The sequence below is a fragment of the Vampirovibrio sp. genome (assembly GCF_041737375.1).
Taxonomy (GTDB): Bacteria; Cyanobacteriota; Vampirovibrionia; order Vampirovibrionales; family Vampirovibrionaceae; genus Vampirovibrio.
The window spans coordinates 1-21067 of record NZ_JBGSRV010000020.1; the positions used below are offsets into that span (position 1 = coordinate 1).

20 protein-coding genes are annotated in these 21067 nt (G+C 47.9%); 9 read left to right on the top strand and 11 right to left on the bottom strand.

The window, feature by feature from the left end; all coding sequences use genetic code 11:
* Positions 1-113: 113 nt before the first annotated feature.
* The gene (locus ACEW81_RS13005) at positions 114-770 is read right to left on the bottom strand and encodes an acyltransferase family protein (RefSeq protein ID WP_373533427.1); all 657 of its coding nucleotides are present in this window, start codon (positions 768-770) and stop codon (positions 114-116) included.
* 444 nt (positions 771-1214) lie between these two features.
* On the opposite strand from ACEW81_RS13005, the gene ACEW81_RS13010 reads away from it, so the two are divergent.
* From ACEW81_RS13010 to ACEW81_RS13035, 6 genes are all read left to right on the top strand, one after another.
* Positions 1215-2336 carry a polysaccharide biosynthesis/export family protein gene (locus ACEW81_RS13010; RefSeq protein WP_373533428.1) on the top strand — a complete coding sequence of 374 codons (1122 nt, stop codon included), beginning with the start codon at positions 1215-1217 and terminating at the stop codon, positions 2334-2336.
* A 48-nt stretch (positions 2337-2384) separates the two neighbouring features.
* Complete coding sequence (locus tag ACEW81_RS13015) at positions 2385-3512, top strand: glycosyltransferase family 2 protein (protein WP_373533429.1); 1128 nt, start codon at positions 2385-2387, stop codon at positions 3510-3512.
* Positions 3513-3598: 86 nt separating this feature from the next.
* Positions 3599-5188, top strand: coding sequence for a GumC family protein (locus ACEW81_RS13020; RefSeq protein ID WP_373533430.1), 1590 nt, complete (start codon positions 3599-3601; stop codon positions 5186-5188).
* 45 nt (positions 5189-5233) lie between these two features.
* Positions 5234-6736 carry an O-antigen ligase family protein gene (locus ACEW81_RS13025; RefSeq protein WP_373533431.1) on the top strand — a complete coding sequence of 501 codons (1503 nt, stop codon included), beginning with the start codon at positions 5234-5236 and terminating at the stop codon, positions 6734-6736.
* Positions 6737-6758: 22 nt separating this feature from the next.
* Entirely contained in the window at positions 6759-8327 is a 1569-nt protein-coding gene (locus tag ACEW81_RS13030) for a lipopolysaccharide biosynthesis protein (RefSeq protein WP_373533432.1), read from the top strand.
* Positions 8328-8369: 42 nt separating this feature from the next.
* Complete coding sequence (locus tag ACEW81_RS13035; protein WP_373533433.1) at positions 8370-9548, top strand: glycoside hydrolase family 5 protein; 1179 nt, start codon at positions 8370-8372, stop codon at positions 9546-9548.
* A gap of 1 nt (position 9549) precedes the next feature.
* On the opposite strand, the gene ACEW81_RS13040 is transcribed toward ACEW81_RS13035, so the two are convergent.
* The 6 genes from ACEW81_RS13040 to ACEW81_RS13065 form a co-directional block, all read right to left on the bottom strand.
* The gene (locus tag ACEW81_RS13040) at positions 9550-10695 is read right to left on the bottom strand and encodes a glycosyltransferase family 4 protein (protein ID WP_373533434.1); all 1146 of its coding nucleotides are present in this window, start codon (positions 10693-10695) and stop codon (positions 9550-9552) included.
* Positions 10695-12017 (bottom strand): glycosyltransferase family 4 protein, encoded by a 1323-nt coding sequence (locus ACEW81_RS13045; RefSeq protein ID WP_373533435.1) that lies wholly within the window; start codon positions 12015-12017, stop codon positions 10695-10697. The genes ACEW81_RS13040 and ACEW81_RS13045 overlap by 1 nt, the downstream gene beginning before the upstream one ends.
* Positions 12018-12047: 30 nt before the next feature.
* On the bottom strand, positions 12048-12956 hold the full coding sequence (locus ACEW81_RS13050) for a polysaccharide pyruvyl transferase family protein (protein ID WP_373533436.1): 909 nt from the start codon (positions 12954-12956) through the stop codon (positions 12048-12050).
* 43 nt (positions 12957-12999) lie between these two features.
* On the bottom strand, positions 13000-14055 hold the full coding sequence (locus ACEW81_RS13055; RefSeq protein ID WP_373533437.1) for a hypothetical protein: 1056 nt from the start codon (positions 14053-14055) through the stop codon (positions 13000-13002).
* Positions 14052-15221, bottom strand: coding sequence for an acyltransferase family protein (locus tag ACEW81_RS13060; protein WP_373533438.1), 1170 nt, complete (start codon positions 15219-15221; stop codon positions 14052-14054). The genes ACEW81_RS13055 and ACEW81_RS13060 overlap by 4 nt, the downstream gene beginning before the upstream one ends.
* 351 nt (positions 15222-15572) lie before the next feature.
* Complete coding sequence (locus ACEW81_RS13065; protein WP_373533439.1) at positions 15573-16280, bottom strand: sugar transferase; 708 nt, start codon at positions 16278-16280, stop codon at positions 15573-15575.
* Between the two features lie 306 nt (positions 16281-16586).
* Between ACEW81_RS13065 and ACEW81_RS13070 the strand changes: the two genes are divergently transcribed.
* The 3 genes from ACEW81_RS13070 to ACEW81_RS13080 all read left to right on the top strand — a co-directional run bounded on the left by ACEW81_RS13070 (position 16587) and on the right by ACEW81_RS13080 (position 18770).
* Positions 16587-16847, top strand: coding sequence for a helix-turn-helix domain-containing protein (locus ACEW81_RS13070; RefSeq protein ID WP_373533540.1), 261 nt, complete (start codon positions 16587-16589; stop codon positions 16845-16847).
* Between the two features lie 808 nt (positions 16848-17655).
* Positions 17656-17922, top strand: a complete 267-nt coding sequence (locus ACEW81_RS13075; RefSeq protein ID WP_373533440.1) for a transposase — start codon at positions 17656-17658, stop codon at positions 17920-17922.
* Positions 17923-17939: 17 nt separating this feature from the next.
* Complete coding sequence (locus ACEW81_RS13080; protein ID WP_373533441.1) at positions 17940-18770, top strand: IS3 family transposase; 831 nt, start codon at positions 17940-17942, stop codon at positions 18768-18770.
* A gap of 281 nt (positions 18771-19051) precedes the next feature.
* Here ACEW81_RS13080 and ACEW81_RS13085 read toward each other — a convergent pair whose 3' ends face one another.
* The 4 genes from ACEW81_RS13085 to ACEW81_RS13100 all read right to left on the bottom strand — a co-directional run bounded on the left by ACEW81_RS13085 (position 19052) and on the right by ACEW81_RS13100 (position 21061).
* The gene (locus tag ACEW81_RS13085) at positions 19052-19255 is read right to left on the bottom strand and encodes a type II toxin -antitoxin system TacA 1-like antitoxin (RefSeq protein ID WP_373533442.1); all 204 of its coding nucleotides are present in this window, start codon (positions 19253-19255) and stop codon (positions 19052-19054) included.
* A gap of 282 nt (positions 19256-19537) precedes the next feature.
* The gene (locus ACEW81_RS13090) at positions 19538-19966 is read right to left on the bottom strand and encodes a hypothetical protein (RefSeq protein ID WP_373533443.1); all 429 of its coding nucleotides are present in this window, start codon (positions 19964-19966) and stop codon (positions 19538-19540) included.
* Positions 19967-19970: 4 nt separating this feature from the next.
* Complete coding sequence (locus ACEW81_RS13095) at positions 19971-20696, bottom strand: nucleotide-binding protein (RefSeq protein ID WP_373533444.1); 726 nt, start codon at positions 20694-20696, stop codon at positions 19971-19973.
* 29 nt (positions 20697-20725) lie between these two features.
* Positions 20726-21061, bottom strand: coding sequence for a TraK family protein (locus ACEW81_RS13100; RefSeq protein WP_373533445.1), 336 nt, complete (start codon positions 21059-21061; stop codon positions 20726-20728).
* Between the last annotated feature and the right edge of the window lie 6 nt (positions 21062-21067).

Below are 21067 nucleotides of genomic sequence, written 5' to 3' on the forward strand. Positions count from 1 at the left end.
GACTCCGGGGGCGGCCAGTTCTTTGTTTTGGAATGACTGGCTCAATCAGTTCCCATTGCTCGTCACTCAAGGGTCTCCAAGGCATACGCTATCCTCTTCCAAACCCTGAAATTCTAACCCAAAGTTACCGTATTGGCTCTAGTTTTTCTGGCGTACCAAAAGAATAAAGGAATAAACAGAGAGCCGATCATTTCCACTTTCAGAGACCAAGTGTTGGAGTTGAGTGAGGTGTCGGCCATAAGAGCATTACTCAAGATCAAATCGGTGGTGAGAGGTCGGGTGTAGAAAGATGTGAACCATTGAGAGGCAAAAGGCCACTGGTGGTATTGAAACTGGGTGAATAAGAATGTCAAAATGAGCAGTAGAGAAACTGCGTACGCTGGCCAGATCCGCAATACCCGGCGAACATAGAAAAATATCAGTCCTTTGAGAGTATCTATCGGTGCGCGATTGAGGGATAACCCCAGCACGAATCCACTGAGTACGAAGAACAAAGCCACGGAGCTTGAGCCGGTAGCCAGCAATTGCAACCAGTAAATGGCGTCTGTCTGAAAGGCTTGCCAAGGATGGTGGCTTGTTAATCCGGTTCCTTGCATGTCAATGGCAAAAACGCCCAGGCAATGTGCAATAGCGACATTTAAGGCGAGAATTCCCCTGAAGGCTTGTAACTTTCCGTATGGAATTTTTTGAGTTGTCCAAGCTGTGTCGCCGGATAAAAACAAGGATGCCGACTTTGAAAAAAGATGAGAAATGTTCTGAGAAATGTTCATTGTTCACAATACTCAATTCAATTAAACCATTTTTGCCATATAATCCAATCGATCAGCCCTAAACTTATATTTTAAAACTTGGCTTACTTTTTGTTTTTTTTTGGTGATTTTTGTCTGGTTCCGTATCAAATAAGGTGCTTGAGCCACACTAAACATCCAACTGTACGTCACAATTTAAATTTTAAGTAAAAATATTTTTAACACAAACAATTGAAATGAACTGCTTTTTTTTGTTAATTTTCATTAAGGAAATGGTAAACGTATTTTAACTCCGCACTTGCTTTTTCATTACCTTTATCATAACTTAATTGGTATCTAAATTATCCTTATAACCTGTTCTTGGATTGCACCTGTTCGGCTCCGAATATCTACAACATTTACTCTTCGCCCACCCTTTTCACTCTTACCTTTTACTATAGTAATTCATAGAGATGACCCCTGCCCATGACCTCACATCGTTTTATTTCCACCTGTTCAGCCTTTTTCAAGGTTTTATTTGTGCTGTGCGCCATCCTCTTCACTATTTCACCCTTTCAAGCAGTTCGGGCAGCGGATCGTATGGAAGCACAAATCGTTTACCAGGAAGAGCCCTACCTGCTTGGCCCTGGTGACGTGATATCTCTTCAGGTAGCCGACGAGGAAGCCTACAGCAACGATCACATCCTGATCGGGCCTGACGGCCACGCGCATGTGCCGGGCGTTGGCGACGTGTACATGAAGGATCGCACGATGTCCAGTGTTACCCACGAGGTACTACAGGGCTTGAAGCGCACACTGGTGGCCCCCGAATTCAGCCTCAGCCTGGAAAAAACCAAGCCCTGCATTGTGTATCTTTCGGGCGCGGTTATGAAGCCAGGCCGGATTTCAATCACTACCGAACCCAACCAAGTAAGAGTGGAAACCAGCGAAGAGACGGCGCCGCTGTCACGAACTGACATGTACCTGAGCAACGTGCTGGCCAATGCCGGTGGTGTTCAACTATACGCCGATCTAAGCCAGGTTCAAATCAAACGTGCCCATGACGGTCAGATCTTGACCGTAAATTTGTGGGGACTTCTGAAGGAAAGCGATATTGAGCAGGATATTCGCATCAATTCTGGCGATTCCATTAGCATTCCCGCTTTGCAGAACATGGCGCTGGATGATCAGGATTTCCGTTTGCTTGTCAGCTCCTCCATCGGGCCAAAAACCTTTCCTATCCGGGTTCTGGGAGAAGTGGAAAAACCTGGTGTGTATCTGATGGATGCCACTTCTCCGTACCTGAATACGGCATTGGCGCAAGCTGGCGGTTTTTCGGACAACGATCCTTCCAATCGTCGGGAAATCGCGGTGCGCCGCTTTAGCAAGGAAGACCGCTTTAGCACATTTTTTGTTCCCCTAAATATGCAGGATCTGATGCTTCGCCCCAATGACGTGGTTTACGTGCCTGAAAGTACGCTGCATAAATCTGGACGCCGTGGCATGGAAATCGCTCGCATCCTTTCACCCTTCCAGACTGTAGCGCAAACGGCCGCTTCAACCGTACAGGTGTTTGGCATCGGTGGGTGGAAACGAACCAATTTTTGAACGTAGTCGGTATTTGTACTTTATCCCCTTATAAAGGAGCCACCTTCGATGTCTGGCCTTCTTGGTTTCGGTAGCGACCCCACACTTGATGTCCTGCCTCCTTTAATTTCCATCATCATGCCCGCCCACAACGTGGAGCGTTTCATTGAGGCCGCGATTCGCTCTGTTCTGGGGCAATCCGGTTGCGAATGGGAATTGCTGATCATCGATGATCAGTCATCAGATTGCACTGCGGCTATCGCCCGAGGCTTTGAGGGAAAGAAGGTTCGTTGCCTGCAAGCCCCTGTTCGCCTGGGCGCGCCTTCCGCCGTCAGAAATTACGGCAGCCGTTTCGCCAGAGGGGAGTACCTGTTCTTTTTCGATTCCGACGACATCATGCAGCCTGACGCCCTGAGGCATCTGGCTTGTTTCATTGCGGCAAATCCCCACGCTTCGGCAGCTTATGGGTTTTCAACGCACATCGACGAGTCTGGCAAACCATTACCTAGTGCCGGATTTAAATTAATTCCCAAGCCGGACGGCACTTACTGTGTACCCGCCAATTATAGTCATACCTGGGATCGCATCGCGGCTTCCAAATTCGTGGGATCGCCAAACATTTTAATTAAAAAAACGGTTTTTCAGCGCATTGGCGGTTTGAACGAAAACTTTGCAGCCGCTGAGGACATGCAGATTCACTACAATCTGTTCCTGGAATCAATCCACTCAGTCGGTATCATTCCGGCTTACTTGATTCAGTATCGGCAGCATCAAAACAGTCTGACCAAAAACACAGAGAAAATAGAAAGCGTTTTGCAGGCGCATTTGCAGGTGGTGGATTGGCTGTTCAGCGATCCCCGCTTTCCCGTCGAATATAGTCATTACAAGCCTTTTTCGACTTGCAAGTCCTACAATTATGTTGCCGGTGTCCGTCTTGCGCAGAAGGATGCCCCGAACGCCCGCCGCATCTTAATGCGTGCATTGCAGGCTCCTGAAACCAATTTGAAATCTTGGCTTCAGGTTTGTTTGAGTACGTTCATTCGTACTTTGCTCCCCGCCGGTATAGATACCCACCTCAAATCGCTGGCGGTCGATCTCCGCGACGGCGTTTTGCTGGGCCGGTTGAAACGGAGACTTTCCCCACGCTACAAAACCGCGCTTTCCTTCGAAGAGTCATCCTTACGAGATAGAATTTAATAATTCTTAATTTACTAATCAGTGCTTTTATTTTATTTTTTTTACTGGATGATATTTATAATTCACTTACAATTGAGGTAGAACATTTGAAATCTATGGATTCCTCATCTGACCTTTATTTGAAACCGATTTATCGTCAGTCGCCTTCCGGGCCTGCCCGCTTGGTTCCCGCGCCACTCCGACAGCATTTCAGACTAGCGTTGTCGGTGGCTATGATCCTGTTTATTCTCTCCGCCATTTACAGTGTCACTGCTTATGTTCCGACCTACAGTTCCGCTGCGTCCGTTGTCATTAAAAATTCTCCCCTCACCACTAATTACCTCACCACCGATAATTACGCCACCTCGACTTCCTCCTTGGCCAATCCTGTTCTAAACACCATGGAATTACTGAAAGGCAAGACCATCGGCAAGGCCCTTTGGGAGCAGATGCTTGTTAAGCATCCCGAAGAGTTAAAAAAAATGAAACTGGAAACGATGTCCGAGTGGCTGGGGCTTTTCGGGGACGGTAAGAGCTTCATCAAGGCTAGGAATATTCCGGGTACCGACGTCATTTACCTCAATTTTAGATGGTCCAGTCCCCAAATTGCCCAGGAAGGCATGGGTATTGTGCTGAAGGCGTTTATGCAGGCCAGCCAGGAGCAGAACCAGTCGGAGCATCGCCAGCGCGCCGAATACATGACCCGGCAAGCAAATGATTTAAAAAGGCGCCTGTTTACCATTCGGGAAGAAGTTGCTCTATTTAAGAGAACCCATGACATTTACAATCTCGAATCGACGCTGACTACGCTGGAACAGAACCGAAGTGCGCTGGAACAGTCTACCCGAGCTGCGAGCGCGGATGCGCAGAATTACGGTAGCCAGCTTTCCGCGTATGAGTCTACTCTGGGTATGAACACTAAGAAAGCAGTGGCCGCCGCCGCAATCGGACGTAGCTCTACTCTGTCCCCAATGTATAACAAGTTGTACGAAATGACGGCTGAAAGAAATTCCTTGCGGGCGCGCTACACACCCGAGCATCTCAAAATTAAGCAGCTAGACTCCCAGATTTCACAAGTCCGACAGGATATTCAGTCTGAAACAGTCCGGAACGGTGTGATTAGTTCACCGGCTGCAGCCGGTGATACCAAGACTGTCGACGGTACGGCCGTGATTGCGGATGAAACTCGAGGCGTGGCGGTGACAAACATGCTGGAAGTCCAAGCACGCTTTAAAGGAGCCAAAGCCCAGTCTGCTCAGCTTCGGAGTTCTCTCAGCACATTGGAGTCCAAAATACGGGATCTGCCAGCTGCGGAAGCCAAGTTGATGAATTTAAAGCAAGATGAAAATTCAATCAGCACCGCGTTAGACGTGCTGGAGCAAAAATCACTAGAAGCCAAAATGCGAGAAATGCAGACCCTTAGTAACGTGTTTCCCCTTACGGAGCCTTCCGATCCGGGTAGCTCTCAGTTCCCCAACCGTAACCAGTTGATGATTCTGGGTCTGCTGATTGGAATTGCTACCGGCGTAGCCACCGCTTTTGGGGCGGATTATCTAGGCCGAATTCAAAAATTCGATGGCGAAGATAATTCGGACGAATTGAATCCGAATCTTGCTCTCAAAGAGCTGGTTCTGGCCAATCAACAACAGGCCGAGCCTCAAAGAAGATCCGTCGTCGCGAATGGGATGCACGAATAGATCCTTTCTGGTTCTTTCATCCCTTGCCCAATTGAGTTTTTCAATATGAATTTTCCACAGGTTCAAACAAATAGAAAAACAGCCTGGCCTCCCATTTATTATCTTGTGCTGGCCCTAGTTTGCGGACTGCTTGGCTGCACTTTATATATCTGGCTGCCGGAATCACTTGCCGGTCGCCTCTCAGTTCCGCTCATATTGGGGCTTTCTCTCCTGATTTGCGGCGTTGTGTTTTACACGGGCTATGTTCGGGGCTGCCTCCGAAAGCCGGTTTTGTTTTTGCTCTGTTATCTGGCGCTTTTGCCCTGGTTTACCTGGGTGACTAAGCTAGCTTCCGCCCTAGGGATTAATTTTCCGCAAACTGTTAACATGGTTTTTCTGTTAGTAATCCCGGTGATCGCGCTAACCCGAAGGCGTTGGTTTGCTCTGTTCAAGCAGGTTGCACTGATTCGTTATTTTTCCCTTTTCTTGCTGATTGTGCTGGTGAACTACTTGTTTTTCGATCATGTGGTCTATGATAAAGGGGTGGCTATCGGTAAAGCCAGCATGAGCGTCCATTACCTGACCCCTCTCGTCCTAAACTTCTTTTCATTGTATTTGACCGCATACGTTGTTTATTTCACGAACCATCCGGAAAAGCTGATTCAGAAACTTAACATTGTAGTGGTGACGATGACTTTGCTGTTGTCCGTGTTCGCCCTCATATGCTATCCCCTGAATATTATGACGATGTTCATTGAGGGAATGATGCGTATGCAGCTTATTTTCTTTCATCCCAACAATTTCGCGATTTATCAATCCTACTTGCTGCTTTATTTGCTGGGCGTCTATCTGAGCCATGAAGCTGCACAATTCAGTTTTCGTTGGGTGTTGATAGTGACCCTGGTGCTCGGTTTCTTGGCTTTGCTGACCACGTTGTGTAAAACTGCGATTTTTGCCGTTCTACTAGGCGGAGCGCTAATGTTTTTGCTGAATTGCCGCACAATTAATCAATTCAAAAAAATGTTATTCACCGCAATCAGTCTTACTTTTATTTTTGGCTTGGCGGGAGTCCTCTTACAATTGTCGATGGGCGTCGATTCGGTAGAAAAAATAAATGATCGCCTTAATGACAATCGGAGTGTAGAGTGGCGTCAAAAATCCTGGGATTACTTGCTGGAAAACATCCATGGTATGGAAGTGGTCACTGGCCATGGCATGTCGGCGGCATATGAGCGGATGATCCAGCACTCAGCCATGCAGGGTCATACCGATCAGGTGGCCGAAGTGCACAACGATTATCTGCAAGGACTGTATGATTTTGGCATTATTGGCTGGATTCTTTTCCTGGGTCTAATCATAACAACGTTTCGATTGATCGCCAGCTTGTTTAAGACGCAGCCGCATCCTCTTAGCCGCTTCCTTAATCTTACAGCCCTTGGCCTGCTGCTGATATTCTTTATTTCCTGCGGCACCAGTAATTGTATTGTCATGCTGGAAACCCCGTTCTGGATTCTGCTGCTGACAACCATTGAGGCTGCCCGCCGTTTGAACGCGGCATCGGTACACTAAAGAAATTAGATGGGTACCTTTTATGGATTACAAAAAAAACCTAATAGGCAATATGATTACCGGCACGGGTGGTTATTGTATTAAAATTGTTGCTAACCTGCTCATGGTGCCGCTGATTATCCGCTTTTTGGGAGCGGACGATTACGGGTTCTATATATTCCTGTTTGGCACAATCGATATTCTAACCGCTCTGGAAATGGGTTTTGCCAATGCGTTAATTCAGCGATTAAGCCATTATTCCACACTAGGTAATACTATAAAGCAGCAGGAGCAGCTGCTGTTGGGTCAATATTTATTTCTGGGCCTGTCTGTTTTGACAGTGCTTGCTGGCCTGCCGTTAAGCGGAACCCTAGCCGAGTTCTTCAATTTAACGCCAAAACAGCTTCAGGTGGCGCCCCTGCTATTCAACATCGTGTTTATTGATTCAGCCATTAACCTGTACGGCTTCTATTACCAAGCCGTGCTGAAATCTCATTGCCTGCATCGGTGGATTAGCGTGAGCGATACCCTGCAGGCAATCATAAGCACCACGCTTTACCTGCTACTACTTATACAGGGACACGGTATCGTGGCCATTTTCATGGCGCGGCTCGCTATTTCGGTGCTGAACAACACAGCTTACCTGGTAATGGCCGCACGGGTTGAGAAAAACTGCTTCCACTGGCGCACTCGTTGCACGAAGGCGGGATTTCGCGAGCTGACAGGAATCAGCTTCTTTGTGTTTTTGCAACGGCTTAGCAAGTTGTTTGCCAGGCAAATGGATGCCGTCCTGCTTGCCCGGTTTATGACTCTTGCGGATGTGGGAATCTACGGCTTTGTGAATAGAATTTTCAGCTACTTGGCATGGTTCTTCCTCCAGTTCATTGATGGGATCTCCCCGGTGTTCACTCGGCTAAAGGCAAGTAAGGACCTTGAAAAATCTCGAATGTTATATCTACGGATCAGCGCTTTGTGCTGCTTCCTTATTTCGCTGTTCATCATTCTGATCGCGGGCATTTTTCCTGAAATCGTCGCCATTCTGGGCGCGAACCGCATCGATTTCCAGATCGCCTGGATTCTTGCTTTGGTGATACTGCCCGCCATATGGTCCGATGCTATCTCTGCGCCGGGCCTGAATTATTTGATGTCTACCGGTAACCACCGCCGGATCACTGTGCTCAATTTTTCGGTCGCCATTGTAAACTTCCTGTTAAGCTGGTGGCTGGTTGGACAAATCGGCCTATATGGTCCGGCATTGGCCACCACCTCTATCAACGTGCTGTACAATCAGTTCATCACCAATCCTCTGGCTTGTCAGCAACTGAAAATTTCCAATGTCCGATTCATTCGGGAGGTTTATCTCTCCAACCTACCGCCCTTGCTCTTGGCTGGCTTATTGGTCGGGCTGGGTCGGTTGGCTTACCAGAATTGGCAATTGAATATCATTCTGTTTGGCATTATATTGATTTTTAGTTCTGTAGCGGCTTGCGGGCTGTGGTTCGGATTTTCAGCGAACCCGCTGGAACGCACTCTTATCTTGTCCAAATGGAACGATCTCCTCAGCCGCAGCCCATTTATTTTTCTGAACCTGCGCAAAGAAAAAGTTATTTAGCATGTCGGTCAATTTTAAATGAATCAATGTAGGGGAAATCTAATGAAGACAAGAAGAAACAGGTTATTTTTCTTGCATAGTCTGGCGCTCGGCTTGCTGGTTTTCCTAAGCATCAATCATTTGCCCGTTTTGGCACAAACTACCAATAGCATGTGCAGTATTTGCCGCCACCCGGCTCTAGCCAAAGGCGTGAACATGTATAACTGGTTTATGGGACCGACTATTTTCAACCAGGGCCACCAGAAAGCCTTTGTGACGGACTCGCAAATCCTTCAAATGAAAAATGCGGGTATTACGCATGTGCGTATCCCTATTTATGCCGGTTTTCTGGCTAACTTTAAGACGCCGACCCCTACGTTCATTGATGCGCGAATCCAATTGCTTGATAATGCCATCGCCCGTATGAACAAACAGAGTATCGCAGTGGTGCTTTCCTTGGTTGGTAATAAAAACGCTCCCCACGATATGGCTACCTCTGTCAGCGTGCTGAATACTTACGAGAGCCTGTGGGGTAGTCTGGCCAGCCGATATAAAAATATTCCGCCTAACAGGATTTATTTCGAGGTGATGAACGAGCCAGCGTACAACGTTGTTTTCCCGAAAGATCCGAACGGCCCGGCCATGTGGGATCGAGTGCAAAGGCGTCTGTTGCAATCCATTCGGGCAGTGACTCAAAAGCATTACGTCATTTTGACCAGCTATGACTGGGACACCATCGGGGCAGTAACCCAAATATCTAATCCCGTCACCGGACCGAACATTTTGTATACCGTGCATTTTTACGAACCCGTTGCTTTCGTCTATCAGGGTCTGCAAAGCTTCGGAGATCCAAACATTCAGCAGGCGCGGCTGCTGCCTTATCCGGTCGAGCCGTTTCAATGCAACGAAACGCTTAAAAAACTTCCCGAAAGCGTTGCCAAGAGCCTTGCCTATTACTGCTATTCACGTTACAGCGTGGCCAACGTGGACAGTCGGTTCAAAGCCCTTCATGCCTGGGCGCAGAAACATCAGGTACCCGTTTACCTTGGGGAATTCGGAGCGTATAATCAGTTTGCGCCGGCTGGAAACACTGAGCAGTGGGTCAAGGACGTCCGGCAGATCTCCGAAAAATACCGCATTCCCTGGGCTTACTGGGATTATAAAGCTGATTTCACCCCCATGGTGAAAGTAGAGGGCGTTGCCAATCCTAAGGTCACCGTGCCTTTAGGTCTGCACTATTGAGTCAGCCCAGCCCAAGTCGGAGGGTTCCCTCATAATCGGCGCTGATTTTGGGCCAGCCGAAGTTTTCCTGGACATGTTGCAAGGCGGCCTTCGATTGCGCTTCCCAGAATGCGTTATCCTGTAGATAGGGTTGAAGGGCGTCTGCCCAGACCGAAGGCTTCATCTCGTCTACTAGCGTACCGACGTCTTGCAGCACTTCGGGAATGCCACCTCTACGAGAAGCGACCACTGGAGTTCCGGTGCTCATCGCTTCGACCATGACCATCCCGAAAGGTTCATCCCATAGGACAGGAAACAGGAAAACCCGCGAGCGAGCCATTTCCTCCAGAAGCGCCTCGTGGGAGCGGTAACCCAGAAACCGGATCGTCGCAGCGCCATAGTGTGCGTTAATTGCATCGGCACGTTCCTGGGCAAGGGCCATGTAGGGCGTGATTTTGGAAGTGGCGAAACCGGCAGCGCCTGCAACATTCAAGATCGCCTGAATACCGCGTTTGCGCAGTTCTGCCAGTATTTCCATGGCTTCCAATAAGCCTTTTTCCTTGACTAATCTTCCCGCAAACAAAAGCGTAAGTGCTTGCCGTTCCGGTGGCAGATTGTGGGCGGAAAGCTGAACCCCGTTGTACACCACCGCTGTTTTGGGTAGTATCGGCTCAAAACCGTTTCGAGCGGAGCGTAAAACGAAATGGCTGCAGAACAGGGCCATATCGATTGACTGGTACAGGCGCGGCCATTGGCTGCGATCCGGTAAAAAAGTCTGGACGGTGTTGTGCATATGCAAAATGATTTTGCCCTGGTATCCCAGCTTGCGCAGCCAAACTGCGTAATGGACTTGGTTATGGATATGCACGGCGTCATAGCCCTTGAAATGGTTAGTGGTCAGGCATAGGTAAGCCATCCAGAACAGCCCACGAAGCGTGATCGTGTCGTTTTTTGGAAATCGTAAGAGGGGTTGGATGAAACGGCTCAGGAACCCGTGGCCCTGCACGGGCACCGGGTAAGCACCTTTTTTTTGAAAGTGGGTGGAAAAAACAGTGAAGTTGATGTCGCCGCTGCGATGCAGGTAAACTTGCGCCACCCATCGGGCAATAGCGCCCCCATAGTAAGCATGCATTTTTTCATCTTGTGGAAGCACAACTGCGATTTTCATCAGGGTTTCGCCAGTGATACGATGGGCGCATGAAGCGCCTCCACGCCTGCCTGGGAAGGTCCAAAAATTTCACTATCGCGGTTCGCCAGTTCCGTAAAGCAACGGTAGAGTTGGCGTCCGGTGACGTGTATGTCATGCAGTTCGAGCACCCGTTTCTGGCCAGACTGTGCCATGGCCTGTGCTTCCGCCGTATGGGTTAGACAGTGTTGCAGTGCCTCGGCGAATCCCTCGCTGTCCCCTGCAGCAACCAGCAGACCTTCCCGTTCATGCTGGATGAGTTCCGGGATGCCGGTAATGGTTGTTGTAACAACCGGAAGTTCGGCCAGCAGGGCTTCCATCAGCACTACCGGCAGGCCCTCGGCGAAGCTGCTCAATGCAAACAGATCCGATTCCCGGATCAAAGCATGAATTTCATCCTGGTTTTTGCCACCTGCGAAGGTCAAATGGCGATCGTCCAAGCCTAGCCTTTTGGCTTCATTTTCCAGCAAGGCGTGTAGCGGTCCAGTACCGACCAGGGTCAGGTGGAACGACACGTTTTTCAATTTCAGACTGGCCAGCGCCTTCAAAAGCACCAACTGCCCTTTGGCGGGGGACAAGCGCCCGATGGACAGAATCTCGGGAACTCCTCTGGCTGCGTGATGTTTGATTCTCTCCGCCGCCAACATTAAGAAGGGTTCGCAGTCCAATCCCACTCGTACGATAAGGATTTTACCCCAATCTTCGGAGTTTGCATGCAGCATGATCTGGCTCTGAGCATAATACGTTATGGCGATGATGCGATCCGCCATGGCGAATTTTTCCCGCAAACGGTGATGCTCAACATTGGAAAACTCATCCGGGCCATGTACTGTAAAGGAATACTGGCAACCATTGATGAGTTTTGTCAACATGCCCACGGTGCAAACGGCTTGCGCGAAATGTACATGTAGGTGACGCAGCTGGTTCCGGCGCATCCAGCAGGCCACCATCACCGCTTCTGCGTAGTAGGCGAGATGGATCAGCAAGGTTTTGGGATGCGATCTGCCCAGCCGGATTGCACCCGCCAGACCCTTCAGCACCCCCACTGGGTTGGCCTTGAATTCCTGGACTAAGGCTCTTAGCGCTCCAGCAGCGCCTTGTGATTTGATGTAATGAGTCCGTGCGGCTTCTTGTTGCTCATCTGGCATCATGGCATCCATGGCGCGGTCCGGCTGATTGATGGAGGCCACTTTGACGGGCAGTCCCAGCCGCTCAATTTCCTGAATTTCCCGAAGTATAAATGTGTGCGAACGTGAGGGATACTGGCTGATCAGGTAGCCGGTGGAAGGGGTGTCGCCAAGCATGGGTGAATCATCTCCAGGGTCGGGTAGGCGTTAAGTAGAAGCTGAAATGAGTGTTCTATCGGAGGTGGAAAGTGCATTCATACCATACTCGCGACGGAATGCTTCCAATCGATGCTCCAATTCCTGCGTGCGATCTTCAATCACTGTCCGCTGGCTTAGCGTTGGGGCAACGGTGGCAGCAATCTGGCGGAGTTGCCGCTTCATGCTTAGCATCCGCAATGGGTTTGGGTACAGAAGATGCCGTTTGGGCCAGCTCCAGCTGAACGGACCGGGGAAATCGAAAACGGTGGTTAAAGTGGTGGGATTGTAGGGAACTTTAACCGACTGACACCAGTCCTGCCATTTGTAGGACAGGATGGTATGGTGCGAACGGACGGGAATCCATGGTAACCCCAACGCATCTGCCACGATAGCACCATGCATTGCCTCTGTGATCAAAATCTCCGTCTGATCCAGCGCGTTGCGGATCTGCTCGAACGACATCCGGGGATCGATAAATCCAAAGCCAAGATCAGCGCATATGGTTTTCAGGCTACGGTTGCCCAGAATACCGAAGTCGACGTGAGGCATGTAGGAAAATCGGTAGATTTTTTTACCCTCGGTAAGCTGTGTCACCCGGCGAACCAGAATACCGGGATCCGCGACAGCGGTACTTTCGGGCAAGCCCAGTGTCTGGGCTGACAAGGGCCCTCGTACACAGTGGAATTTCCAAGAGCTGTCGATGTCCGGTAATCCTTTGCCGTAACCGACCCCAGTGCCAAAAACCTCGTATTGCTCCGACTTTGGAATACTACTGTTTAGGAGGGTGCCGATGCCTATAAATAGGCTATTGGGGGCAATGTGTGGTGCGGACAGATCCGGCAGGAAATGCTCCCATAGCCAGGCATTCAAATCGTCACCAAAATTATTGTGGGGGTGCTTGTGAAAATGTAGTTTCATAAGGGTCTCATTCTGGGTTGAGTGCGGCTATGGTAATTAGAATTTAGAGGGGACAGTCAACGGGAGGCGTTTGAGTAAAATTAAAGTGATGATCGAACGGCAGCAAATCACTTCGGATTTGGCGGGCTGTAGACGGTTGAATATAGAAAGTATTCAACAATTGCTCCAGTTTTTGCCGAAAAATTTCATAGTTTTCGGTGGTTTCGGGCGCCATGTAAGTCACCCGGTTGGCGGAATCTTGAATTCCGGCGATTAATGCGGGAATGGTCGGAATCTCATAAGGCCAATCGCTCGTATCGAAAGCATTAATCAGCAGGCGAATCAGTAAAAGACAAAACCGGCTGTCTTCAAATGAATCAACGCTTTTTTGGAATTGCCGGTAGGTGCTGATGACGTAATTGAAGTGCACGAAGCCATGTTCGCCATAATGCCGGGCGATTTTCTGGCTTTCAGTATGGCATTCGGCCCAGTATAACGTATCGAACAAGTGATCCTGACCTTTGAACCGACGAATCTGGCCACGGTGCACCCAGGGTGCCCATTGCCGAACCCAGCTGACATCCACCAGCATTTCCCAAGTGGCGGTGAGGTAGTCATAGCCCTGATCGGCAAACCAGCCATCCCAGGCGGGGCTGACACCCAGGCAAACCAGTTGCCGATTTGTGCAAAGCTCGTAATGCTTTTTGAGGAACTGCTGATCCGTGATAAACAAATCCGCGTCGTGCAATAGCGCCAGACGGCTTCGGCTCGCGCCAATTCCTCGTATGATCTGCAACCAGTGGTTTGTGCCGGGATTTTTAGCCCGTGTGGTCAGCCAGTTTTCAAATCGGTTGAGTTCGGTAAGGCGCAACGGAGGTCCTTGCCAGCTTTTTCGGCAGGATTCAAAGACCTTGCGAAAAGCCTCTGAACGCTGATCAGGCGTTACCAAAAGCTCTACGCAATGTTGCAAGTTCTGCGACGAACAGACTTCCATTGCGATTTTCAGAAATACCGGCAAATCGCCCGGAATCGCCAACAGTAAGGAATAACCTTCGTGTCGTGGTTGAATGGCTTTGGGCCAGAAACTGTAAAATGGTTTCCAAAAATCGCTTTTTTTCACGGGATCAATCCTGACAATTTTGATTCAACTTGTGCTTTTATTTCCAGCTCGGATTTGAAATCGGCTTTCCGTTTGAAAAACGTGGGCATGCGAAATCCTTTGTGAATGCAATCTCGTAAGTAATTGCGAGAAGGTTTCTCGACATACGTAAATAAACAGTGGGCGCAGGCTACCGAAACCAGTATTTTTACCATTATGAATAGGGCGGGAATATTCTGAAGGGAAGAAAGTGCGGGCAATAGCTTAGTAAGCTGAAGATAAAGCATGGTAAGGAAAGCGTCCACCATATATAAGGAATACGAAATCTCTCCAAGATAAATCATGGGTCGGTTCGCAAAAATGGCCCGACAGGCAGATCCTGCAAACGACAGAGCATAAATTAAAACGGCGAGGAACGGAACCACTATAAAATCGCTCCAGTTGGTGTATATACCCAAGACGCAGACCAGCAAGACCAACCCGAACCAACCGTCCAGAGTACCCGAAGCGGGCTTTTGCAATTGAATTTTATAAATGTTGTAAAGCAGCATCCCGGTTGTGAATTCAGCGGTGACCCGGATTAATGAATATGCGTCGCACCAGTTGATGCTACCGTTTTTCCCCAGAGCCAGTGCAGTCAGATAAAAAGAAAGCCAAAGTACGGCTCCAGCCAGCAGATTTAATTTTGGGGAGTTGATACGTACCGTGAGCACCTTTAGCCAAGGGAAAAGAAGATAAGCGAACCATTCCGCGCTTACCGACCAGGCTGGGTAGTTCCAGGTCAGAGGGTGGGTTAGCCCCCAGGCCTGTATATTCAGAGTATGACAGATAAAACTCCAAAACGAAAAATGGATTTCGTCTCCGGGGTGCGTGCCAACCAACTGTACTCGAACCAGGAAATTAATCAAAAAGAGGGATAAGATGAACCAGTGAACCGGCATAATTCGGGCCAATCGCATCCACAGGAACTGAACGAGTAGCTTTTTACGAATGTTCAGGAAATCTTTCTGGTGGGCGTACGAGATAATGAATCCGCTCAAGAGGAAGAACAAATCGACGCCTAGATACCCTCTACTGAAGAGGGGTGTAAGGGAACCGAAATTTATCAGGCCCGTGCTTAAATGAAAAAGCACCACCCAAAGGGCTGCCAAAGCTCTGATACCAGTTAACGCGTCCAGTCTGCGCATAAAGTCTAGGGAAAACCTCCGCGAAAATTAGAAAACTGAAGCCAAAGTAAAAGATGAGGGCGGACACGATTGCAAGTGCCGTTCGGGCCTTACAAGAGTTTAATCATATCTGAATAGTTATCATAAAGTAAAGCTTATAATTGTTAACTTATTTGGATTCAAACATGTTGACAAAGCAAGGTTTTTTAAATACTTCCTAAATTTTTAGGAGTACACTCTTTCGATAGTTAAATAACAAATGCCTAAATGCTGTAATCTGAGCCCAATAACGGGGACCGTTTAAAAGTAGAGGGTTTTTGTTTTTGGTCTTGCCCTGTTTGGTGGGCTAACTCGAATCATTGCCTTCAGCTATTAATAAGCGCCTTTTTTCAAGAGTACGCAGGGGAGTGTTTTGAGCAGAATCAGAACATCGGTCAACAGGCTCCACTGCATCACATACTTTAATTCAATATTGCAAAGCTGATCAAACGAAAGGTCTGAACGGCCACTCACTTGCCAAGGCCCAGTCATTCCAGGCATCACCGAAAATCTGGAAGTGTAAGGGTATTTAAAAATATTGCTTTCCGCAGGGACAAAAGGCCGAGGGCCCACCAGGCTCATTTCTCCTTTGAGTACGTTAAACAGCTGGGGAAACTCATCCAAACTATACTTACGCAAGAATTTACCGAGTGGGGTAATGCGATTGTCATTTTTTAACTTCAACAGCTCAGTCTGCGCCGTCTGATCTTTTTTCAAGTCATCCCATAAGCGATCCGCATTTTGAACCATGGTGCGAAATTTATACATATAAATGGGTTGATAATCTTTGCCTATCCGCACACTCTTATAAATAACAGGCCCTGGAGACGACAGACGAACCAGAATGGCCAGCACCAACAACATAGGACTGATCAACACCAGGCCAATCAAGGAAAGCAAAAAGTCCGCCACTCTTTTGATTTGTAATTGCAACTGGATGGATTGCGCAGCGTGTGATTCCAATTTGTAGGAATGAGTGGGTTGATCAATCGGTATGACAGATGACTGACTACGCGTTAAAAGTTCGGTAGATATGGACACGTCCGTATGTTCCTTTATGAGTCTGTTGGGTTCAAGTCAGTAACAAGGGTGATAAAACTTTTCGAGTGAATTTTATTGATTACCTGAAAACATTTGTCTGTCAAGATAACTTTCATAAATACTGTTTTAATAACATAAAAACTTTGGGAGTGAACCTATTTATATAGCTAAGCGTCTTTATTGCCTGGCAAGCCAGGGGGGGACCGTGAAGATGAGATGTCTTAGCTGTTGTAGTGAGCGGGTTATCAAAAGTGGTTTTACTCAGGGCAGCAACGATATGAGTGCAAAGCCTGTCATTATCACTTCATTACTAAGCACAAACGAGATTTTGCGAAAAAGAAAGTCCGGGTGATCCGCCTGTATTGTAGCGGGGTGAGCTTTCGGCAAATTGGGCGATTGGAAAATATTTCACCCACCTCCGTTCGGCGATGGGTCAGGCAATATGCGCAAGGACTGCCCGACGCTGCGTCGAACATCCAATCGGCTTCAGTGGTGGAACTGGATGAACAGTGGCATTTTGTGAAAAAAAAGTCAAAAGCTCTGGATTTGGACAGCAGTCGCTTATGAAACGGGGTAATTATTAGACTGGGAACTGGGTGGCCGGGATACACTCACTTTTCGACGCTTTTATAAACGGATAGAGCAACGATTTCATCCACATTTGTATTGCGCGGATCATTGGGAGGCTTACCGACAGGTCATCCTGAAAGATCGGCTCGTTCCAAGCAAATCCGGTACCAGTCGAGTGGAAAGCAACAATGCCGATACTCGAAAATAGCACGGTACGATACCCTGCAATGTATCCAGTCCATCCTGGCAGGGAGGTAGATCTTCCACAAAAGTACCCAGGGTCGCTTGCCAATGTTCCAAGGCTTCAGTTTTTAATTCCTCGGTAAAAAATCGGAAACTGAATGCTACTTATGATACCTTGACTTATGTTAATTTATGATATTGAAATATTTTTAACCTGGTTTATTATAACTTACCTTGCAAAGATTTATAATATGTATATTTTTACAACCTAATTTACTACTGTTTGGTAAGCTGATGAGTATTCATTACACTGAAGTTTTTGTTCTCTTGCTCCTGCAGGCCAGGCTCACCATTTTCAACAGATGCTCACCAGGGGCTAGTTCAATTTTAGGGATCTCTGGGTACTATTAGTACCCAGATTCGGACATATTTAAATCGAAAGCAGCTTGAGTAAGGCTTGAGCCTGAGCATCTCATTTTCTTTAGCAAGATTGACCAGAGACGCTCCATAAATAATATAAGTCGAAGCATTAAAAACCCTCTGAAGGCTTGATCTGCGCCCCATATAGGGAACCATTTAAAACTTGAGGTTTTTATTCATGGGAAGAAAGGAACCTTAAGCAATGAAGATCTCCAGATTTACGGAAGAGCAGATTATCGCGGCTATACGTAGCCAGGTATCGGGCGAAAAGACGGTGGAGAAGGTGTGCCGGGAGTTGAGTATCTCAGCGGCCACATTTTTTAAATGGAAGCAGAAGTATGGTGGGATGACCATTTCTGAAGCCAAGCGGTTGCGGGCTTTGGAATCCGAGAATGCCCGGCTCAAGAAGCTGTTGTCTGAACGCACCTTGGAGCTGGATGCGCTCCAGGACGTGTTAAAAAAGTATTAGGGCCTACTCGCCGCCGAATGATTCAACAGGCCCTGGTCCGAGACTGGGGCTTGTCGATTCGGTCCAGTTGCCGCCTTGCTGGAATCAGTCGGAGTCATTTAAATCAACCCAGACTCATTGACGAGGATGCATTAAGAGCAGAAATCCGACGGCTGGCATACCAACACCCCCGCTTTGGTTATCGTCGCATTCACGCCCTGTTAGAACCCTTGGGTTGGAAAGTGAATGTGAAACGGGTCCGACGGATCTGGCGCGAGGAAGGCCTACAAGTCAAAAAGAAACATAGAAGACGACGCAAGGGTTCTGGCGTGACCGTGCTAGTGCCTGAGCAAGCCAAAGCACCCAATCATGTCTGGACGCTGGATTTCGTGCAGGATCGACTCAGCAAGGGCACCGGGATTCGGCTGCTGACCGTGTTGGATGAATTCACTCGCGAAAGCCTGTGCATTCGAGTGGAGCGGCGTTTACGGTCAGAAGATGTCCGTTTAACCTTGGAGACATTATTCAAGGATTATGGGATTCCAGTTTATTTGCGCTCAGATAACGGCTCTGAATTCATTGCCCACTGTTTGCAAGGCTGGCTGGAAACCCAAGGCACCAAGCCCTTATTCATTGAGCCTGGAAGCCCTTGGCAGAATGGAAAATGTGAATCGTTTAACGGCCGCTTTCGGGACGAATGTCTGAATCTGGAATGGTTTGACTCCCTCAAGGAAGCCCAAGTGGTCATTGAGGCATGGCGAGAGCATTACAACCAGGAACGCCCCCACAGTGCTTTAAATTATCTGGCACCCCGGCAATTTATCCAGCGCTGGCAACAAGAACAGGCCTTACTTCGCCAAAGTGCTTAACTCTGAAAATGCTGAATTGCGTGGCTGAAAGTAAACACGCAGAATTTTGCACGCAAAGGTATGGTGTATAAAAGCTATTCAAAACCCTAAATGGGTTTCAAACAGCTTTTATACACCGCTTTTTTGATCTCGACGATGATATTTTGAGTGTGTTTTTTGGCTGAGGCCATTCAATTGTGCTAATATCCTGAAACTCTAGTTTTGGATGGTACCGAGCGTGGGTCTCAGTCAGGCTATTGAAAACCTACAGAGGGCTCTGATTGGATATCCAGTTTCAATTTTCATGAAACTGGATTGGATCTTCCCTGGCCCGTCTTGTAGGCCTGATAGTTTTTCTCGAATTCAAACTTCTCCACAATCAGCTCACGCGCTTTTTCAAGGCCTGCGGTCAAGCAGAATTCAAAGGGTGTATCGCCTGTAAAATCAGCCACTGCTTTGATGAGTTCGTAATAATCGGGTTTCACGCGTCCTCTGATTTCAGCCATGATGGTCAACTCCTTTAAAGTTCTGGCCGGTCACTGGTGCCGACCTCCCTCTCTGGTGTTGAATCGGGTGAGACGATGCAAGGGCGGTGACGCCAGGAGCCGGGCGCAGCCTTTACCCTTGAAGCGGTGAGGGCAGCGCCCTTTCCTTAAGCATTCAATCTTCACTACTGATTGCCTGGGAGAGGCTCCATCGCATTTCCTTGCGAGCAAATGGTCATTTTTTCAGGGGCAGGACCAAATTTCCCAATCTCTGCCCCAAGTGGATCTGAAAAAGGGACCCGGTCAGTTGTGAAAGAATGTTTTGAAAATTATACCAATCACGAAAAAAGCACAAGCCGTAAAGCTATACATACACCAATCAATATTATTAGCTATCATCTTTTGCCAATCATAATATTGTGGTCTTTTGGCATCAATTTCAGATGGGTGCTCATTTGTTAACTTAACGGTCTTTTCAGCTAGAGTCTGACTTAAAGCTTCTAGGGACCGATTGATCATTTCACTGCCCATGGCAGAAGCTTGATTCAGCCTCTCTATCCCCTGAGATGCCACCAGCTTGTTTTGCTTTTCCAGCAAGGCTTGGAACTTTTCAAGATAATGAGAAAGTAGTAGCTCATTCAGTGTGACCACAACAAAGACCGGGTCATCGGGCTTTAGGGTAATCTGGTGTTTTTTCTGAATTTCCTGTATTAGAACTTGCGTTTCCATCATGAGCTTATACTGCCACCGCATCCATTTGTTCAAATAGGTTACGCTTAACCATCGTCAGGCGTTGCTTGGCCATCAGTTCAAAGATGGGGTTTTCTTTGACTTCTGCAAAGGTGGCCCGATGTGCCAGCATCATTTCCACGTCTTGGCCAAAAGTGGATGATGTTTGGCGAGGAATACGAATTAATCCACTTATCCGGCCTTTGTGCTTAGTGTAAACTTTCATCTCTTCAAACGTTTTGCCATCTTCGCTGACGATTGGGCCAAAGTAGTCATTCAGCCAAACTATTAAATTGGCTTTTTCAGGTAAATGTTCCGCCAATTTACTAAACCCTGTCAATGTATCCCGTAAACCTTGAGAGCCGCTGATCAAGGTGTGAATATAGACTTCTTTACTATTGTCTGAAAGCAAATTAATGACATCGTTTTCCAGCAAATAGTTGGAAAGCGGCAAAAAGGATGCCGCCCCGTTATCAATGATAAAATGGCTATCCTGTTCAATCAGTAGGGTCATCATCTGATCAAACTTTCGAGGGTTCAGCTCATTGCCGTCCATCAACTCTAAGCGTTGGACATTGAAGGCTTTATAGCCTGAAAACGTAGCGTTTACGGGATCGGTATCAATGCAAATTACCTCCCGATCCTGCTCTTGGTGGTACTGGGCTAGCAAAGAGGCCACGAAAGTCTTCCCGACCCCGCCTTTACCCTGTAATACAAAATGCACTCGTTTCATCGTATAAACTCCTCTCACTGGTGTTTTGTTTAAAATAATTCACTGTCAGCCAATGGCGTTGGGTCATTTAAGCCCTTCTTGGGTGTCACAGTTGCTGAAATATATTTTGAGGGCCTTGCCTCAGTTTTGGTACTCTGCTCATTCGAGAGAGGTGTTTCGGCATTGGGCTTATTAACATCTTCCCTGGAAATATATTTGCCCACGTAGCGGGTAAACTGGGTGTATGCGATTCCGAGTTTGTCTTTTCGTTTTTCATAGATTTGGGTTAGCGGATAACCCGCTTCAATTTCCTGCTGAATCTCTGCAAAATGCGCCTTGAACGTGATGCGTCCCAGGCCATATTGGCCCTTGGTTGTTTGGTTCATGAAACC

What these genes read in the sequence shown, in the direction of transcription:
- ACEW81_RS13085 (WP_373533442.1), bottom strand. Translation starts at nt 19,255, where the DNA reads ATGGCTGAAATCAGAGGACGCGTGAAACCCGATTATTACGAACTCATC.
- ACEW81_RS13035 (WP_373533433.1), top strand. Translation starts at nt 8,370, where the DNA reads ATGAAGACAAGAAGAAACAGGTTATTTTTCTTGCATAGTCTGGCGCTC.
- ACEW81_RS13095 (WP_373533444.1), bottom strand. Translation starts at nt 20,696, where the DNA reads ATGAAACGAGTGCATTTTGTATTACAGGGTAAAGGCGGGGTCGGGAAG.
- ACEW81_RS13090 (WP_373533443.1), bottom strand. Translation starts at nt 19,966, where the DNA reads ATGATGGAAACGCAAGTTCTAATACAGGAAATTCAGAAAAAACACCAG.
- ACEW81_RS13075 (WP_373533440.1), top strand. Translation starts at nt 17,656, where the DNA reads ATGAAGATCTCCAGATTTACGGAAGAGCAGATTATCGCGGCTATACGT.
- ACEW81_RS13005 (WP_373533427.1), bottom strand. Translation starts at nt 770, where the DNA reads ATGAACATTTCTCAGAACATTTCTCATCTTTTTTCAAAGTCGGCATCC.
- ACEW81_RS13015 (WP_373533429.1), top strand. Translation starts at nt 2,385, where the DNA reads ATGTCTGGCCTTCTTGGTTTCGGTAGCGACCCCACACTTGATGTCCTG.
- ACEW81_RS13045 (WP_373533435.1), bottom strand. Translation starts at nt 12,017, where the DNA reads ATGCTTGGCGACACCCCTTCCACCGGCTACCTGATCAGCCAGTATCCC.
- ACEW81_RS13010 (WP_373533428.1), top strand. Translation starts at nt 1,215, where the DNA reads ATGACCTCACATCGTTTTATTTCCACCTGTTCAGCCTTTTTCAAGGTT.
- ACEW81_RS13025 (WP_373533431.1), top strand. Translation starts at nt 5,234, where the DNA reads ATGAATTTTCCACAGGTTCAAACAAATAGAAAAACAGCCTGGCCTCCC.
- ACEW81_RS13100 (WP_373533445.1), bottom strand. Translation starts at nt 21,061, where the DNA reads ATGAACCAAACAACCAAGGGCCAATATGGCCTGGGACGCATCACGTTC.
- ACEW81_RS13080 (WP_373533441.1), top strand. Translation starts at nt 17,940, where the DNA reads ATGATTCAACAGGCCCTGGTCCGAGACTGGGGCTTGTCGATTCGGTCC.
- ACEW81_RS13060 (WP_373533438.1), bottom strand. Translation starts at nt 15,221, where the DNA reads ATGCGCAGACTGGACGCGTTAACTGGTATCAGAGCTTTGGCAGCCCTT.
- ACEW81_RS13040 (WP_373533434.1), bottom strand. Translation starts at nt 10,695, where the DNA reads ATGAAAATCGCAGTTGTGCTTCCACAAGATGAAAAAATGCATGCTTAC.
- ACEW81_RS13030 (WP_373533432.1), top strand. Translation starts at nt 6,759, where the DNA reads ATGGATTACAAAAAAAACCTAATAGGCAATATGATTACCGGCACGGGT.
- ACEW81_RS13050 (WP_373533436.1), bottom strand. Translation starts at nt 12,956, where the DNA reads ATGAAACTACATTTTCACAAGCACCCCCACAATAATTTTGGTGACGAT.